This window comes from Acinetobacter sp. 1000160 (assembly GCF_000588715.1).
GTDB lineage: Bacteria > Pseudomonadota > Gammaproteobacteria > Pseudomonadales > Moraxellaceae > Acinetobacter > Acinetobacter courvalinii.
Genome location: NZ_JFWP02000009.1, coordinates 47148 through 63839 on the forward strand (window position 1 = coordinate 47148; position 16692 = coordinate 63839).

A 16692-nucleotide genomic window follows, 5' to 3' on the forward strand; every position below is an offset into this window, starting at 1 on the left:
AGTTATCCATGTCAAACCTGCAAAGATTTAGCGATAAAGTGGTGATTGTCACAGGTAGTGCTCAGGGCATTGGCCGTGGGGTGGCACTACAACTGGCGGTGGAAGGTGCGCAACTGGTTCTGGCCGACCTTTCCGATTATGTGCAGGAGGTACTGACCGAAGTCAAAGCCTTAGGTACTGAGGCCATTACGGTTCAAGCCGATCTGGAAAGCTTTGCAGGTGCACAAACTGTGGTTGCCAAAGCTATTCAACATTTTGGTCGGGTCGATGTGCTGATCAACAATGTCGGTGGTGCAATCTGGATGAAACCTTTTCAGGAATTCTCCGAACAGGAAATTATCAAGGAAGTGAATCGCTCATTGTTTCCAACGTTATGGTGCTGCCGAGCGGTCTTGCCTGCAATGATTCAGCAACAGGCGGGGGTGATTGTCAATGTTTCATCGATTGCGACTCGCGGGATTAACAGAATTCCCTACTCTGCCGCCAAAGGTGGCGTCAATGCACTGACAGCGTCGCTGGCCTTTGAACATGCCAGAGATGGAATTCGCGTCAATGCCATCGCTACAGGTGGCACCAAAGCCCCACCACGTAAAGTACCGCGCAATAGCAATCCACTCAGTCAAAATGAAAAAGACTGGATGCAACAAGTGGTGGATCAAACCATAGATCGCACCTTCATGGGCCGTTATGGCAGTATTGAGGAACAGGTCAAAGCCATTGTCTTCGTTGCCTCCGATGATGCCTCTTATATCACCGGCAGCGTCATCCCCGTGGGAGGTGGAGATCAGGGTTAATCCTGATCTTTTGCATTTTAGATAAAGTACCGTATGTGCATGGAGGCCATCACCCAATGACAACTTTACTCAAAACATTAAAACAAGATTGGTCCATTTCAGCGACGGTTGCTGGTTTTCTTGCGGTTCTGATTTCCTATTCAGGACCACTCATTATTTTCTTTCAGGCGGCGCAACGTGCCCATGTCTCAACCGAGATGATGGTGTCATGGATTTGGGGCATTTCCATCGGTGCAGCTGTTGCAGGGATTTATCTCTCGATTAAATATAAAACTCCCGTCATTACTGCTTGGTCTGCGCCCGGAACCGCTTTATTGGTGACGCTATTTCCTGACATTTCACTGAATGAAGCGGTTGCTGCCTATATCACCTCCGCCATCGTGATTTTTCTCATTGGGATTACAGGCTGTTTCGACAAACTACTGAAATGGATTCCGCAAGATGTTGCTGCAGGGATGATGGCGGGAATCCTGTTCCAGTTTGGCATCAATCTGTTTACGGCTTCAGATCATATGCCGCTGATTGTGTTTAGCATGTTGATTGTGTTCTTGGGCGCTAAAAGGCTGATGCCGCGTTACACCATGATTTGGGTGTTAGCTGCTGGAGTTTTATTAAGTCTCATTTTAGGCAAAATGAATCCGGTTGATGTGAGTTTTAGTTTAGCTATTCCACAGTGGATTAGCCCAGAATGGACATGGAACTCAACACTCAACCTCGCTGTTCCTCTCATTTTAGTCAGTCTAACCGGCCAGTTTTTACCAGGTATGGCGATCATGAAACTGAGTGGCTATGACACGCCTGCCAAACCCATTATCAGTGCTACCAGTATTGCCTCTCTTGCTGTGGCTTGTGTTGGTGGAATTACCATCGTCCTCGCTTCGATTACAGCGGCCTTGTGTATGGGCAAAGATGCACATGAACTGAAAGAAAAACGCTATATCGCAGGGATTGCCAACGGGATTTTTTATATTCTCGGCGGACTGTTTGCAGGCAGTCTTGTGATGCTGTTTAGTTTGCTGCCTAAAGAGCTGGTTGCGGCTTTGGCTGGTCTCGCCTTACTCGGCGCAATTGCAACCAATATCACCGCTGCCATGCAGAATCCTCAACACCGTGATGCTGCACTGATTACTTTTCTGGCAACCGCTTCTGGCATGCATTTTCTAGGCTTAAGTTCAGTCTTCTGGGGGATTTGTATCGGGGTAATTGCGCATCTGATTCTCACGCCAAGCAAGCATGCAGCTTCGACTTAATAACAAAATTACACTTCTTTTCTAAATCATACGCTCTATTTTTCCAGAAAACTCAGCTCTTGCTAGACGTTTTCTGGATTTTTGCATTTAAAAAGCTAAACTCAAAAAGAATTAATCCGAAGACAAAATGAATTTCATCCAGTATTTTAACGCTTGATAAAATAACCCGACCATTGAATAAAAACCTTATTTATTCACTTATGATTATTCATCCAAAAATATTTAAAAACACCACTTTAAAATGACCAGTATTCTCGTATTTCAATATTTAACACTAATTCAGCCTTTTATACCGCAGCATAAAAACATAAATTAAAAACATTATTTTTCAAATATTTAAACAATAAAAACCACAATACTTTAAAGACATAAAGATATATCAATTAGGTTTTTGACTCTGCTCCGATAACAAAATAGTTTAATAAAAAATAACCTGTACTTCACAAATCGGAGGTGAAGCAATGGATACAAACAAGGTCAATATTAATGACATTATTGATAAAGCCCGTTTTACGGCATTTCACTGGAAGGTTTTAATCTGGTGCCTGATCATTATTATTTTTGACGGTTATGATCTGGTTATTTACGGCGTCGCCTTACCCCTGCTGATGCAGCAATGGTCACTGACTGCCGTGCAAGCAGGATTACTTGCCAGTGCAGCGTTGTTCGGAATGATGTTTGGTGCCATGATTTTTGGCACACTCTCAGACAAACTGGGCCGTAAAAGAACCATTCTGATCTGCGTCACTTTATTTAGTGGCTTTACCTTCTTAGGTGCTTTTGCGAAAAGCCCCACTGAATTTGCCATTTTACGATTTATCGCGGGACTTGGCATTGGTGGTGTGATGCCAAACGTTGTCGCATTGATGACCGAATATGCGCCGAAAAAAATCCGCAGTACTTTGGTTGCACTGATGTTTAGTGGCTATGCCATTGGCGGGATGAGTTCTGCCTTACTCGGTGCATGGTTAGTCAAAGACATGGGCTGGCAGATCATGTTTTTAATTGCAGGTATTCCCCTGTTACTGTTACCTGTGATCTGGAAATTCCTGCCTGAATCTCTCGCATTTTTAGTGAAATCGAACCATCACGAGCAAGCTAAAATGATTGTCACTAAAATCGCACCTGAAACTGAATTAACCCACAACTCAGCGCTGGTTCTAAATGAAAGTACCAGCACTGATGCCCCTGTCCGTGCCTTATTCCAGCAAGGTCGTAGCTTTAGCACCTTTATGTTCTGGATTGCCTTCTTTATGTGTCTGTTAATGGTCTATGCGTTGGGTAGCTGGTTACCAAAACTGATGCTACAGGCGGGCTATTCTCTAGGTGCCAGTATGCTGTTCCTGTTTGCACTGAATATTGGCGGCATGGTCGGTGCAATTGGCGGGGGCGCATTAGCAGATAAATTCCACTTAAAACCTGTAATTACCAGCATGTTTGTGATCGGTGCTGCTGCCCTGATGTTACTGGGTTTCAATAGCCCACAATTTATCTTGTATAGCCTGATTGCAATTGCTGGTGCAGCCACGATTGGCTCACAAATTTTGCTCTATACCTTTGTGGCCCAATTCTACCCTACCGCAGTACGTTCAACCGGTATGGGTTGGGCCTCAGGCATTGGTCGAATTGGTGCCATCATCGGTCCTGTGTTAACGGGTGCTTTACTGACCTTTGAACTGCCCCATCAGATGAATTTTCTTGCCATCGCGATTCCCGGCATTATCGCAGCACTCGCCATCTTTCTGGTGAACTTAAAAGTCTCTGTTGCAGCGCAACCCGCGACCCGCTTTAACTCCCAACCTTCATTGACTCAGCAATAAAACCCCGTGCACCGAGGACGGGTGCACTGACTTCGGATATGGATTATGAAATTATTACAGCACTTTTCCCCTTCGCACTTAACGGTTGCAACCTTATTGACAATGGGCGGCTTGGCTTGCCCAATGGTTTTTGCTGCCGAGATGACTCAGCCTACTCAGGATGAATGGAAATTTACCCTGAAAAATGCCTATATCAATCGCGACTATGACAACCCACGCCTGAAAGATACGGGAAGCTGGTCACAAGCGGCGTCTTTATTCTACAAATCCAATATGCAGGATACGCCACTGCAAATCGCAGACAAAGCGATCACCATTGGGGCGGATGCTTCGGTACAATATGCAGTCCGTTTAAGCAAGGATAAGCATGTGGCGGATACGGTGTTACCCTTTGACACCCAAACCCAATCACAAGCCTCTGATTATTTAAAATATGGTGCGACCCTGAAACTGGGCTATGACAAGACTCTGCTCAGTGTCGGTGAACTCTGGCTGGATTTGCCTGTAACGGCAGTAGATGCCAGTCGCCAGTTATTGGCTTCCTATTGGGGCACCAATTTAAAGTCACAGCTCTCTGATCAGCTCTATGCCGAAATAGGCCGAGTCACCAAAGTCTCCCCCCGCAATGAAGAAGATTTTCGTAAATTTTCTTTTACCGCCAATGGCAAAACTGAATATTCTGACGGCTTAAATTATCTGGATCTGCGTTATCAACTGACACCTTCATTAAAGGCCGAATACTACTTTGGTAATTTAGAAGACCTCTACAATAAACACTACCTTGGGCTAGACCATATATGGAAACAACCGAACTTCAGCCTGAATTCCAAGTTTAAATATTTCAATGCCAAAAATGACGGTAGCAACTTTAATATTGATGCGCAAAATATTGGTGTTCTGGAAATGCTAAAACTAAATAATCAGTCTTTTGGTTTGGGCTATCAACAGATTATCGGGGAGTCTGCTTATCCTTTACCTGACGGCTTCCTGCCTGAAACCTATTTTATCAACTGGAATGCCACAGGTTTCTTCAAAAAGAATGAAAAGTCATATCACCTGATGTATGGCTATGATTTTAAGGACTATATGCCTGGGCTGAATGCGATGGTGAAATATGTTTATGGACATGACTTTAAGGCAACCAATGGTGAGAAAAACCATGAGACCGAGTCCAATCTTATTGTGAATTATGCCTTTCAACAGCCGTATCTCAAAGGCTTTGCTTTGCAGTACATCCGCATCGACTATGATGTCAAACATGGCAATGACTTTGGTGAAGACCGCTTATTTGTGAACTATAGTAAAAAATTCTAAGTCTTATATTTCTTCCTTACAAAAAAAAGAGAACTTCAGATGAAGTTCTCTTTTGCAGCACACATTCAAACGGCTCAATTAGATTTGTGACTGAATATAATTCTGCAAACCGATCAATTCAATTAAACGTAATTGCTTTTCTAACCAGTAGGTATGATCTTCTTCTGTATCAGAAAGCTGCTGACGCAACATATCACGGCTAATGTAATCGCCTTTATCTTCACACAGTTTAATACCCACTGCCAGTTTTTCACGGACATGGTATTCAAGTGCCAAATCCGCCTTTAAGCAGCTGACAACATCCGTACCGACATTAATGTCTTCACGGTTCATATTCGGTTGAGCACCAAGGAACAGAACACGACGAATAATGGCATCGGCATGAGATGCTTCTTCCTGCATTTCATGGTCAATACGCTCATAGATTTTGTTCAGGCCCCAATCTTCGTACATTCTTGAATGAATTAAATATTGATCACGAGCAGCCAATTCACCGCCAATGAGCATATTTAAATAGTCGATGACTTCTGGATTGCCACGCATAATACTTACTCCTATCGAATGACAATATTATGGCCAAGTTATAATGGAATTGCAAAAATAAAAGTGTGTAAGTTTATGATTTTTATAAAATTAAAATGAGAAACATACGCATTTACAGTTCTGGTTAGCCGAATTTATCTAAATAAAATAAGCCTTTGCATATCATTTATTGCTTTAAAAATGGATAATTCTATTGAAAATCATTTGTTTGATTTTTTGTAACGATTAGCAATGCTTCTTATTTCGCCGAAGTTTTGATCAAAAAAGCCTAAAAAATGACTGCCCAGCTGTTGTTTGTTTAAGCAAAATTCGGTAAATAACAGCAATCACAAAAACATAATGTGGAAACCACAATGGATAAAAGTAAGCCGATTTTGGTCACTGGCGCGACGGGTTATATTGCAGGCTGGATTATTGAACGCCTGCTCAAGCAAGGTTATACGGTTCATGCCACAGTGCGTGATCCATCAAAGAAAAACAAGATTCAGCATCTCTATGATCTGGCAGAGCAATCATCCGGGCACATCCAGTTTTTCAAAGCAGATTTGCTTGAAACAGGTTCATTTGATGAAGCAATGAAAGATTGTGAAATCGTGATTCATACCGCATCACCGTTCGTGGTCACCAACTATAAAGATGCAGTCAAAGACATTATTGAGCCAGCGGTAAAAGGCACAGAAAATGTTTTGAACAGCGTTAATCGCACTGAATCGGTTAAACGTGTGGTACTCACCTCAAGTATTGCCTCCACCTATGGCGATGCAGTTGAGATTCAAGACACTGCCAATAATGAATTTGATGAAAATCACTGGAACACCACCAGTAGCGAAACACATCAGCCTTATCCTTATTCCAAAGTCATGGCCGAACGCAAAGCCTGGGAAATGGTAGAACAGCAAGATCGTTGGGATCTGGTGTGCATTAACCCAGCGTTAGTGATGGGTCCATCCCTCACCGATGCCAGTCAGTCAGGCAGTATTGAAGTATTGCAACAGTTTGGTAATGGTACCACCTTGTTTGGTGTACCACCGATGTGGAATGGCATTGTTGATGTACGTGATGTGGCAGATGCCCATGTCGCTGCTGCATTGAATCCGGAAGCACACGGTCGTTATATCATTTGTGGTGGCACACTCAGTTTATTGGACATGGGCAAAGCACTTACTCAGAAGTTTGGCTATAAGTTTCCCTTCCCGCATTTTACTGTGCCAAAAAATGCCTTTGCTTTTGTTGCGCCAGTCCTCGGCCATTCACGTGAATTTGTAAAATTGAATATGGGTTATCCAATCTATTTTAATGCGCAACGCAGCGTCAAAGAACTTGGCATTGAATATCGCGATGTGCGAGAAAGTGTCTGTGAACATTTCCAGCAATTGCTGGATGATGGCATTGTAAAAAAATATATTTAATACAAGAAAAAGGCGGCATTGATGCCGCCTTTTTATCAATTCACACTGATTCAAAATTTAAATCAAGAATCTATGCTTCATACTGTTGCAAGAACTCTAAGAACTCTTGTTCATTCATTACGCGAATTTCCAGTTTCTGCGCTTTATCCAGCTTGCTACCCGCTTTCTCGCCCGCAACCACACATTTGGTTTTACTGGACACACTGCCACTGACACGGGCACCTAAGGCTTGCAGCTTTTGTGTCGCTTCATCACGTCCCATGCTTTCCAGCGTTCCAGTCACCACCCAGCTCTCACCATTCAGCGGTTGACGCGTTGGTGCAGTCGGTGCATCCCAATGAATACCCGCAGCCATTAAACGATCCAGTACCTCAATGTTATGCGGTGCCTGAAAGAAATCAGCAATCCATTCTGCAGTAATATCCCCCACATCAGGCGTTTTCTTGAGTGCTTCAATATCCGCTGATTTCAGAGCCTCAAGCGTCTGAAAGGTATTCGCCAGCATACGTGCTGTGGTCTCACCCACCCCACGGATCCCCAGAGCATAAATAAAGCGTGCCAACGTGGTTTTCTTGCTGGCTTCAATCGCATCAATCAGGTTCTGAACCGATTTCTCACCCATTTTCTCGATGGTCAATAAGGTCGCGCGATGTTCATGCAAATGATAAATATCAGCCACATCTTTAAGTAGGTCGAGATGCAGAAGTGACTCCACCCAACGATCGCCTAAACCTTCAATATCCAGTGCTTTACGTGAAACAAAATGACGAATCGCCTCGATACGCTGCGCTGCACAATATAAACCACCCGAACAACGAGCCAAGGCCTCACCTTCCGGCATCACCACTGGTGAATCACAGACTGGACAATTTTCTGGAAGATGTACAACTTCTGCTTCAACAGGACGAAACTCTGCCCAGACTTTCTCGACCTTCGGAATCACATCACCAGTACGGTAGACACTGACAGTATCGCCAACGCGCACATCTAAACGATGAATTTCACCAATATTGTGTAAGGTCACATTCGATACCGTTACCCCACCCACAAAGACAGGTGCTAAACGTGCAACCGGTGTCAATGTTCCTGTACGTCCCACTTGCCAATCAATATTTTCAACTTTGGTCAGTGCGGCCTGTGCAGGGAATTTATAAGCCGTGGCCCAACGAGGTTCACGACTCAGGAAGCCGAGTTGTTGTTGCTGTTTAAGGCTGTCTACCTTAATCACCATACCGTCAATTTCAACCTTGAGGTCTGGGCGTTCTTGTTGAATCTGTTCATAGCGCTGTTGTACTTCTTCAATCGAAGCACACAGGAATTGACGTTCTGCAATTTCAAACCCAAATCGGGTTAACCAGTGCAGGCTGTCGTGCATGGTTTCAAGACCATGATTGGGCTGACACTGCGCAATCCCATAGGCATAAAACGCCAATGGGCGTGAGGCTGCAATATTCGGATCAAGTTGTCTTAAGCTACCTGCTGCAGCATTCCGTGGATTGGCAAAGGTTTTATCACCTTTGGCTTCCTGATCGGCATTGAGCTTTTCAAAGCCCTGCTTCGGCATCAATACTTCACCACGAACCTCAAGAAACTGTGGAATGGCCTGATGCTGACTTGATAGTACTTTTGGCAGATTCCGTATGGTCTTAACATTCTGGGTAATGTCTTCACCGGTCTCGCCATCGCCACGAGTCACACCACGCACCAGTACACCATTTTCATACCACAGTGAAATCGCTAAACCATCCAGTTTCAGCTCTACTTCATACTGGACTTTCTGATTCGGTAAACGTTCATCAATACGACGGGCAAAAGCAAACAGGTCTTCCTGATTAAAGACATTGCCCAATGACAGCATCGGTACTGCATGGGTGACACTTTCAAATTTCGATAAGGCTTGTCCCCCCACTTTATTGGTTGGGGTATCTGCCTGAATACAGTCTGGATATTGTTGTTCGAGTGCTTTCAGTTGATGAAATAAATGGTCATATTCACTATCTGAGATGGAAGGCTGATCCATCACATAATAAGCATGATTATGTTTTGCAATCAGTTGAATCAACTGACGCATTTGCTCAATAACTGAGTTGTGTTCCATTTAAATTTCACCATATAAAAGGGCGGAAAAACCGCCCTATAATTTTTACTAAATTTAGTATATCGAACCTGAGTTAGACATGAAATATGATACTCAGAAATGTCATCTGCAACCTGCGTGGTTTAAGCAAAATAATGTTTTTGCAATAAAAGAATTTTGATGAAAGAAGTAAACAGGTTTTGCAGATGACAATGGTTTTGCTTACTTTTGCCGAAACAAAAGTAAGTCGAACCGAAGGTTATCCAGAAATAGGATGAGAACCCAACATGACTCCGTTAAGTTCTTTATTTTTAAAATTTAAAAATATGTTAATCAGTTTATGAAGAAACAACTAATTAAACTGCCGCCTGATTTGGACGATAATCAATCACGTGATGACGCCAATGTTCTTTTAACTGCGGGGTAAATTCCAGATTATTTTCATCATAAACTTTACCATCCACTTCACGCGCAATTAAACCGGCAATACTGGTCATCATGTCATAACCCGTAACAGCTTTGCTATTTGGTAAAGCCAGGAAGAATGCAAGACCTTGCACCTGTTCACCAGATAAGGTTTCCAGATCAAAACCCGCTGGGCCATTATCGGTCATACGCAATACCGAGAACATCAAGGCACTTGGTTCATCGGTATTTTCATAACGGTGGAAACACGACATTTCGCCGAAACGTAAACCGTATTTCAATAAGACTTTGAGTGCTTTATCACCTGACAAGGCACGGCGCGGATTTGGATAAACATTCAGGGCAATGATCTGCTCTGCGGTGGCTAAAGCACTCTCATCGTCATAGCGTTGCTGTTCGTGTAAATGCACATCCAGAATATTACTTTCGCCATCAAACTCTTCAATGGCGACCGTTTCAATATTCGGGTTCAAGCTGAGTTCTGCTTCGGTTTTATTTTCCTCAGCTTTCTCTGTAGTCTCTGCATTTTCAGGGACGACTGTTGTTTCTGCTTCAGCAGTCACGGTCTCATCTTTTTGAACAGTTTCAGTGTCTACAACTGCTTCAACATCTTCTTCTTTAGCGACTTCTGCTGTTGAAACCACAGCTTCTGTTTTTTCTACAGTATTTGCAGTCTCACCTGTTGTTTGTACCGGAGTCTCTACCGCAACCGCGTCTTTATTCAGACTTGGTTCAACACGTTCAGTTGTGGTGACCACTTCGTCTGGTAAAACTTGATCTCGTACATGACGAGGAATAACAGGCTGCTGACTTTCAGGATTAATATATAAATCCGCTTCTAATGACGGCTCGACCGGTTTTGGTTTTCTAAACAGCATCATTAAACCAACGAGCATAATCACAACGGCGATAACAATGCCTATTATTGTATTCATTTCCATACTATGACTCCGCAACTAACCCGTATTCTTTTGCCTGCTCTAAATCGACAGTCACTAATTTTGATGTGCCTGGCTCTGGCATGGTCACTCCCAGTAGGTCAGTTGCCATTGTCATCGCCAATTTATTATGTGTAATGTAAATGAATTGCACCTGTTCAGAAAGCTCTTTTACCAAATTACAATATCGCTGCACGTTAGCATCATCCAGAGGTGCATCAACTTCATCCAAAACACAGAATGGTGCAGGGTTTAATCTAAAGATTGCAAACACCAGCGCCAAGGCCGTCAAGGTTTTTTCACCACCAGACAACAGCGCCAATGAACTATTGCGTTTACCTGGTGGGCGTGCCATCAATTTCACCCCAGATTGCCAGTCATCCTCAAGACTTAAGCTGGCTTCCCCGCCATTAAAGACTTTAGGAAAGAGGACTTGCATCTCTTGATTGACCTGATCAAAAGTGCTCATAAATAACTTACGGGTTTCCTGATCAATGCTTTTCATGGCATCTTTCAGTTGATCAACCGTATTTTGCAAGTCCTGCATCTGATGACTCAGCTCATCAAAACGCTGCGACACCTCCTCATATTCTTGTGAGGCTGCCAGATTGACCGCACCAATTTTTTCGAACTGCTGCTGGGCCTTTTCCAGTTTCTGCTGATGATCTTTGATTTCAATCGACAAATCGGATAAAACGTCTGCATTCAACTCTTTCAGTTGTTCCAGATAGTGCTCACGATCCGATTTGGCTGCCTGCCAAGCCAAACGCTTTTGCTCTAACTGTTCACGCACCTGCTCATCTTTTTGCTGGGCTTGATGACGCTGTTCAGTCAATTGCTGCTGTTTCTCTTGAATCTGATTCAGTTCCAGTTGCCATTCATTCCAGTTTTTTTGCAATTTTTCGGTTTGCTGAAATTGCTGCTGAAATTGTGACTCTAAATTTGGCAACTCCAGCTGAATCGGATCAACAAATTTTTTCGCCTGCTCAATTTGTTCAATGATCTGATGATATTGCGTTTTCAAGAACGAAATATCTTTCTCTAACAGTTCAATTTGCTGATTGGCCTGAGAGGTCTGGCGACGCAGACTTTCACGTTGCTGTTGCTGCTGAAGCAGTTGTTGCTGTTGCTCATCCAGTTGCTCATTCAGGTTTTCTACCAGAAACTGCAAGGTTTTATAATTTGGCAATACTGCTTCGAGTTTGAGTGCAAGTGCATGCAAATCTATTTCCAGATCATCACGCTGCATGGCATCTTCTTCAAGCTGTAGATCAAGCTGTTTCAGTTGATCTGCCAATTGCTGTTGCTGCAACACAAAAGCCTGCGCGGTACTTTGCAATTTGGCAATTTGCACATCCAGCTGTTGTAGCTCTTTCTGTTTTTGTTTCAGGCTGTGCTGTTGTTGCTGTAAGTGCTGTTGTTGCTGTTGCAAGGTTTGCTGCTGTTGAGAAAATTGCTGTTCCAGTTCAAGCAGCTTAGGCTGTTTCTGCGCAAGTTGCAGCGCTATTTCATCTAAACGCACCTGATGACTGAGCATACCTTGTGCGCTTTGGCTATCTTCATCGTAATGCAGACCAATCACCCAGTCTGCACCGACATGATAACCATCCAGCGTTAAAATTGACTGCGTCTGTTGGAGCTGTGCTTGATGCGCTAAGGCAATTGCCAGATTTTCGGCCACAGCCACACTGGCCCAGAGTGAAGATTGCGGGGTTTCGATCCAGTCGCTTAAACAGCTCAAATGTTGAATTTGAATACGTTGCTGCGTCGCTGACTTTAACTGACGCGCCACACCTTCCTGAAATGACTGCTCATCCTCCAGTAAATGCGCTTGTAACCATTTGGCTAAGAACTTTTCAATGATACTGGCATGGCTTTTACCTTGCGCGGTTAAACGCAGGCTTTGCATCAAGCGAAGCGTATTCTGCTGCTGTTTCGGACTTTGCTTTGCCACCAGTTGATTCAAATTCTTTTGTTCAGCCAGTAAAACCTGTATTTCGGTTTTAAGCGTTTGCACATCCGCCTTATCCAGCTGTTGTTGTTCTTGTTGTGCCTGTAAATTTTGCTGTAGTTCTTCAATGGCTGCTTCCAGCTCAACCATCTCTAGATGCAGTTGTTGCTGCAATTGCTCAAGCTGCTCCTGTTCTTCATCTTGAACCTGCGCACGGATCTGACCACTTTGCGATTGTAGCGTTTGCTTTTGCTGTTCGATTCGCAGCACATTTTTGGCAAGCTGCTCAATTTGTGCAGCCATCTGCAATTTTTGCTGTTGCTGTTTGTCGACCTGTGCTTTCAGTTGCTCAAACTGCTGCAATGCCTGCTTGTGCTGGGCCTGCACATCACTCACATTTTGTTCAGCCGTTTGTGTTTGCTGTTCTAATGCCAACAATGTTTCATTTTGCTCATCAAACTGGACAGATAAAGTTTCGATCTGTAGCTCAGACAACTGTAAACGTTCTTTGGTCTGGACTTTTTGCTGCTCAAGCTGCACCAGGCTACTGCTATTCTGCTGGTACAGACTCTGCTTCTGTTCCAGTGTCATTTTCAGCTCAGCCAGTTTTTTCTCTGCCTGTTGCCACTCCTGTTGCAACGGTGAAGACTGCTGAATCAGACGCTGGAATAAAGCACTGGTTGCTTCCAGATCATGTTCAATGGTCTGTGACTCGGAACGCACCAGCTTAAAGTTTTCACCCAATGCCGTCATTTCAACGGTATATTCTTGCTGTAGTTTTTGGCTTTGATTGGCTTGGAAAGACAGAATCTCAATTTTTAAAGTACGGATCTGGCCTTCTAAGGTTTTGTATTGAATCGCAGCTTCAGCTTGACGCTTCAAACTTCTCAGCTGTGATTTCAGTTCTGCAGCAATGTCATCTAAACGCGCCAGATTCTGTTCAGTATGCTCTAAATGCTGCAAAGTCTCGCGACGACGCGCCTGATAACGTGATACCCCAGCCGCTTCTTCAATAAAGACCCGCATTTCTTCAGGCTTGGCATCCACCAGACGGTTGATCATGCCCTGTTCAATCACCGCATATGAGCGCGGTCCTAAACCGGTCCCCAAGAAAATATCGGTGATATCACGACGACGGCAACGTGTGCCATTCAAAAAGTATTCAGACTTGCCTTCACGCGTCACCTGACGACGGACGGCCAGCTCATTATAGGCGTTATATGCCCCACCCAATTTGCCATAAGTATTGTCAAAACGAAGTTCGACACTGGCGACACCAACAGGTTTACGCTTGGCGGTCCCGGTAAAGATGACATCCTGCATGCTACCGCCACGCAATTGACGTGCGTTGGACTCGCCCATAACCCAGCGAATCGCATCAATGACATTGGATTTACCACAACCGTTCGGCCCCACAACCGCAGTTCGGTTCGCCTTGAAATTTAATGTTGTACTATCGGCGAAAGATTTAAAGCCTGAAAGTTTTAAACTACTTAAACGCATACTGCCCTAACTAGCGGCGTGAGCGTCTAGCCCAAGCCAATTCAATCTGTTTCATACGTGTCAGAGATTCCAACACAAGGTTACGCAAGTGTCGACAAAAATCTTCCATAAATAAAGCAGCTTGTTGTGATTTTCGGATCAAAATAGCATCAATCACCAGCTTAAACAGGGTAAATGACTCTTGCAGCTCCCGACGCGAGGTATTCAGGGTGAGAAAATAGCTACGACGCAAGGACGGCAACAGTTCCTTATAAAATTGCATGAGGTATGGATTTGCCACCATTTCATGTTGTTCGGCTAAATATTTAAAGATCGCATCGTAAAATTTTTCAATGTCACCAGCGCGTACGAACTCCACCAATTGATCCAGTAACGCTTGTAAATGCTCTGCTTCATTGACACGCCAGGTTTCGCTAATCCGTTGCACGATATGCCCGAGTACCATCACATTGGTATCAAACAACGCTTTGACCTGTTGTGCCGACATTTCCGAGACAATCGCACCACGTCGTGGAAAAATCTCGATTAAATAGGTACGTTCCAGTAATAACAATGCTTCACGGACAGAACCGCGACTGACATCCAGTTCTTTTGCAATGCGCAACTCTTGAATACGTTCGCCTTCAACCAGCTCGCCGCTAATAATTTGTTCACTAATATATTTTGCAATCTGTTCAGAAAGACTATCAGCCTCTTCGAGATTCATGAGCGCCTCACTATCTTTGTTATACGCATTGTCCAATGCTATTTACGCTTTTTTGTTTTAACTGATCTCACCCTATAAATTCTATATCATTGTCTGACAATTTTATTGCTTTTTAAGCCAATCGTCCTGAAAAAACACCGATCCATTCTCAAAATAGACTAAAAAATCATTTTTTCTCTGTTAAGTATCAAATATTTATCTTTTTGATGAGTCGTGAACCACTCATCTGATCCAGTATTAATTTTATGAAATAAATCACAAAAAATATTATTTATATTAAATCAATCGCAATTTAATCATGGATGAATACGCACATAAGCGTCTTCATCCATTCTTGAAGTACATAACCAAAGAGATAAATTAAAACCTACATCAGTCCTTTGTAGATAAAATAACAGCCCACCACCACCAGTAAGCCTGCAAAGCATTTTTTCAACATGGCGGGCGATAACAGATGAGCAACCTTGGCACCAAATTTCGCCGTGATAAAGCTCATAACACTAATGCCGAAAAAGGCATATACATGGACATAGCCAATGGTATTGGGAACGTCAATCTGCTCTTTGGCTCCAAACCACATAAAGCCCAGAGCACCCGCCACAGCAATCGGTAATCCACAAGCAGCAGAGGTTGCAACGGCTTTTTGCATCACCACCCCATGACGATTTAGATAAGGAACGGTCAAGCTACCACCACCAATACCAAAGATCGCCGATGCCACCCCAATACCACCACCTGCAGCCAGCTGTAACGCTGCGGATGGCAAGTGTCGATTTGGATCAACCACAGCATGGGCCCCTTTAAACATCTTATAAGCCATCCAGACCGCAAATACGCCAATTACCAGTTGCAAATGCTGCCCTGACATCAAGTCGGCAATACCGGCGCCTAAGAATGAACCCGCTACCAGTCCCGGTGCCAGATTACGGAACACGGACCACAGCACCGCACCTTTCTTATGATGGGCTGTTACCGAACTGATTGAGGTCACAATAATGGTGGCTAATGATGTCCCCACCGCGATATGCATAATGACATTCGGGTCATAATTCATTTGCGTGAACACAATATATAAAATTGGCACAATAATTAGGCCACCGCCCACGCCAAACAGCCCCGCAGCAAATCCGGCAATTGCACCAATCAGCAAATATATGATTAACTCCATAAACACATGACCACGCTACTTGTAAAAATGATGGATGATTTCGCAACACGCCAGCTTCAACAGTTATTGAACGCAAAAAATCAGTTTCCCGAAGTGGTCTTACTCAAGACCTCCACGACATCAACCAATGATGATATGCGTGAGATTGCAGAAAAAGGGATTACTACAGGACTGGTGTGTAGTGCACAGCAGACACAAGGTCGTGGTCAACATCAACGACCATGGTCCTCTCCTGAAGGAAACATTTATTTAAGCACACTGATCCAGACCAAGACAGCACTCGACGGTCGTCTGGCATTGGAAATTGCTTTAAATATTCTACAGATGCCGAGCTTACACGGTCTTCATCTAGAAGTGAAATGGCCCAACGATTTATATAGTCCTCAAGGCAAATGGGGCGGCATTCTGGTCGAACCGCTATCGACCCATCAAGCGATTATTGGGGTGGGAATCAACCTCACCACACCACCAGTAGAAAATCCAGACCAGCAAATTAGCTCATTGCAAATGCTCGGTTTAGATCCGATTGACCGAATCGGCTTAATTGCCGAGCTCTACACAGCAATCCAGCAGGCCGCCCAGTGGTTTGAGCATGGCAGTTATAACCTGGCAGAGCGTTTTAACCACCATGCTATCTGGCTCAATCAGCAAGTCGAATTTGAACACACTCTAGGCACGGTGCAGGGACTCTTTCAAGGGATTTCCAATGAAGGGGCGGTATTGATCAAGACGGATCAAATCCAGCAATTTTATCAAGGTCGCTTACGTCTGGCATCGATCTGAGGAAGTGAAG

The 16692-nt window shown here is 43.9% G+C and carries 12 protein-coding genes; 6 read left to right on the plus strand and 6 right to left on the minus strand.

Features of this window, described 5'->3' with window-relative positions; all coding sequences use genetic code 11:
* The first annotated feature begins 8 nt into the window (after positions 1 to 8).
* The 4 genes from benD (at position 9) to J699_RS03200 (ending at position 5178) form a co-directional block, all read left to right on the plus strand.
* Positions 9 to 794: a benzoate diol dehydrogenase BenD gene (gene benD / locus J699_RS03215; RefSeq protein WP_032867982.1), complete on the plus strand. Its 786-nt coding sequence runs from the start codon at positions 9 to 11 to the stop codon at positions 792 to 794.
* Positions 795 to 850: 56 nt separating this feature from the next.
* Positions 851 to 2044, plus strand: coding sequence for a benzoate/H(+) symporter BenE (gene benE, locus J699_RS03210; RefSeq protein ID WP_032867983.1), 1194 nt, complete (start codon positions 851 to 853; stop codon positions 2042 to 2044).
* A gap of 461 nt (positions 2045 to 2505) precedes the next feature.
* A complete protein-coding gene (locus J699_RS03205) occupies positions 2506 to 3864 on the plus strand; it encodes an aromatic acid/H+ symport family MFS transporter (protein WP_032867984.1) in 1359 nt (452 codons plus the stop codon).
* Positions 3865 to 3909: 45 nt separating this feature from the next.
* Positions 3910 to 5178 (plus strand): OprD family outer membrane porin, encoded by a 1269-nt coding sequence (locus J699_RS03200; RefSeq protein ID WP_032867986.1) that lies wholly within the window; start codon positions 3910 to 3912, stop codon positions 5176 to 5178.
* A gap of 78 nt (positions 5179 to 5256) precedes the next feature.
* Here the strand turns inward: J699_RS03200 and ftn are convergent, their stop codons facing one another.
* The gene (gene ftn / locus J699_RS03195; protein ID WP_009516307.1) at positions 5257 to 5721 is read right to left on the minus strand and encodes a heteropolymeric bacterioferritin subunit Ftn; all 465 of its coding nucleotides are present in this window, start codon (positions 5719 to 5721) and stop codon (positions 5257 to 5259) included.
* A 353-nt stretch (positions 5722 to 6074) separates the two neighbouring features.
* On the opposite strand from ftn, the gene J699_RS03190 reads away from it, so the two are divergent.
* Positions 6075 to 7130, plus strand: a complete 1056-nt coding sequence (locus tag J699_RS03190) for an SDR family oxidoreductase (protein WP_032867988.1) — start codon at positions 6075 to 6077, stop codon at positions 7128 to 7130.
* Between the two features lie 70 nt (positions 7131 to 7200).
* On the opposite strand, the gene ligA is transcribed toward J699_RS03190, so the two are convergent.
* From ligA to J699_RS03165, 5 genes are all read right to left on the minus strand, one after another.
* Positions 7201 to 9228, minus strand: coding sequence for an NAD-dependent DNA ligase LigA (ligA, locus tag J699_RS03185; protein WP_032867991.1), 2028 nt, complete (start codon positions 9226 to 9228; stop codon positions 7201 to 7203).
* Positions 9229 to 9563: 335 nt separating this feature from the next.
* Positions 9564 to 10574 (minus strand): cell division protein ZipA C-terminal FtsZ-binding domain-containing protein, encoded by a 1011-nt coding sequence (locus J699_RS03180; RefSeq protein WP_032867993.1) that lies wholly within the window; start codon positions 10572 to 10574, stop codon positions 9564 to 9566.
* A 1-nt stretch (position 10575) separates the two neighbouring features.
* Positions 10576 to 14025 carry a chromosome segregation protein SMC gene (gene smc, locus J699_RS03175; protein WP_032882958.1) on the minus strand — a complete coding sequence of 1150 codons (3450 nt, stop codon included), beginning with the start codon at positions 14023 to 14025 and terminating at the stop codon, positions 10576 to 10578.
* 10 nt (positions 14026 to 14035) lie between these two features.
* On the minus strand, positions 14036 to 14731 hold the full coding sequence (locus J699_RS03170) for a GntR family transcriptional regulator (RefSeq protein ID WP_004770835.1): 696 nt from the start codon (positions 14729 to 14731) through the stop codon (positions 14036 to 14038).
* A gap of 367 nt (positions 14732 to 15098) precedes the next feature.
* The gene (locus J699_RS03165) at positions 15099 to 15899 is read right to left on the minus strand and encodes a sulfite exporter TauE/SafE family protein (RefSeq protein WP_032867999.1); all 801 of its coding nucleotides are present in this window, start codon (positions 15897 to 15899) and stop codon (positions 15099 to 15101) included.
* A 6-nt stretch (positions 15900 to 15905) separates the two neighbouring features.
* On the opposite strand from J699_RS03165, the gene J699_RS03160 reads away from it, so the two are divergent.
* On the plus strand, positions 15906 to 16682 hold the full coding sequence (locus J699_RS03160; protein WP_032868001.1) for a biotin--[acetyl-CoA-carboxylase] ligase: 777 nt from the start codon (positions 15906 to 15908) through the stop codon (positions 16680 to 16682).
* Positions 16683 to 16692 lie beyond the last annotated feature (10 nt).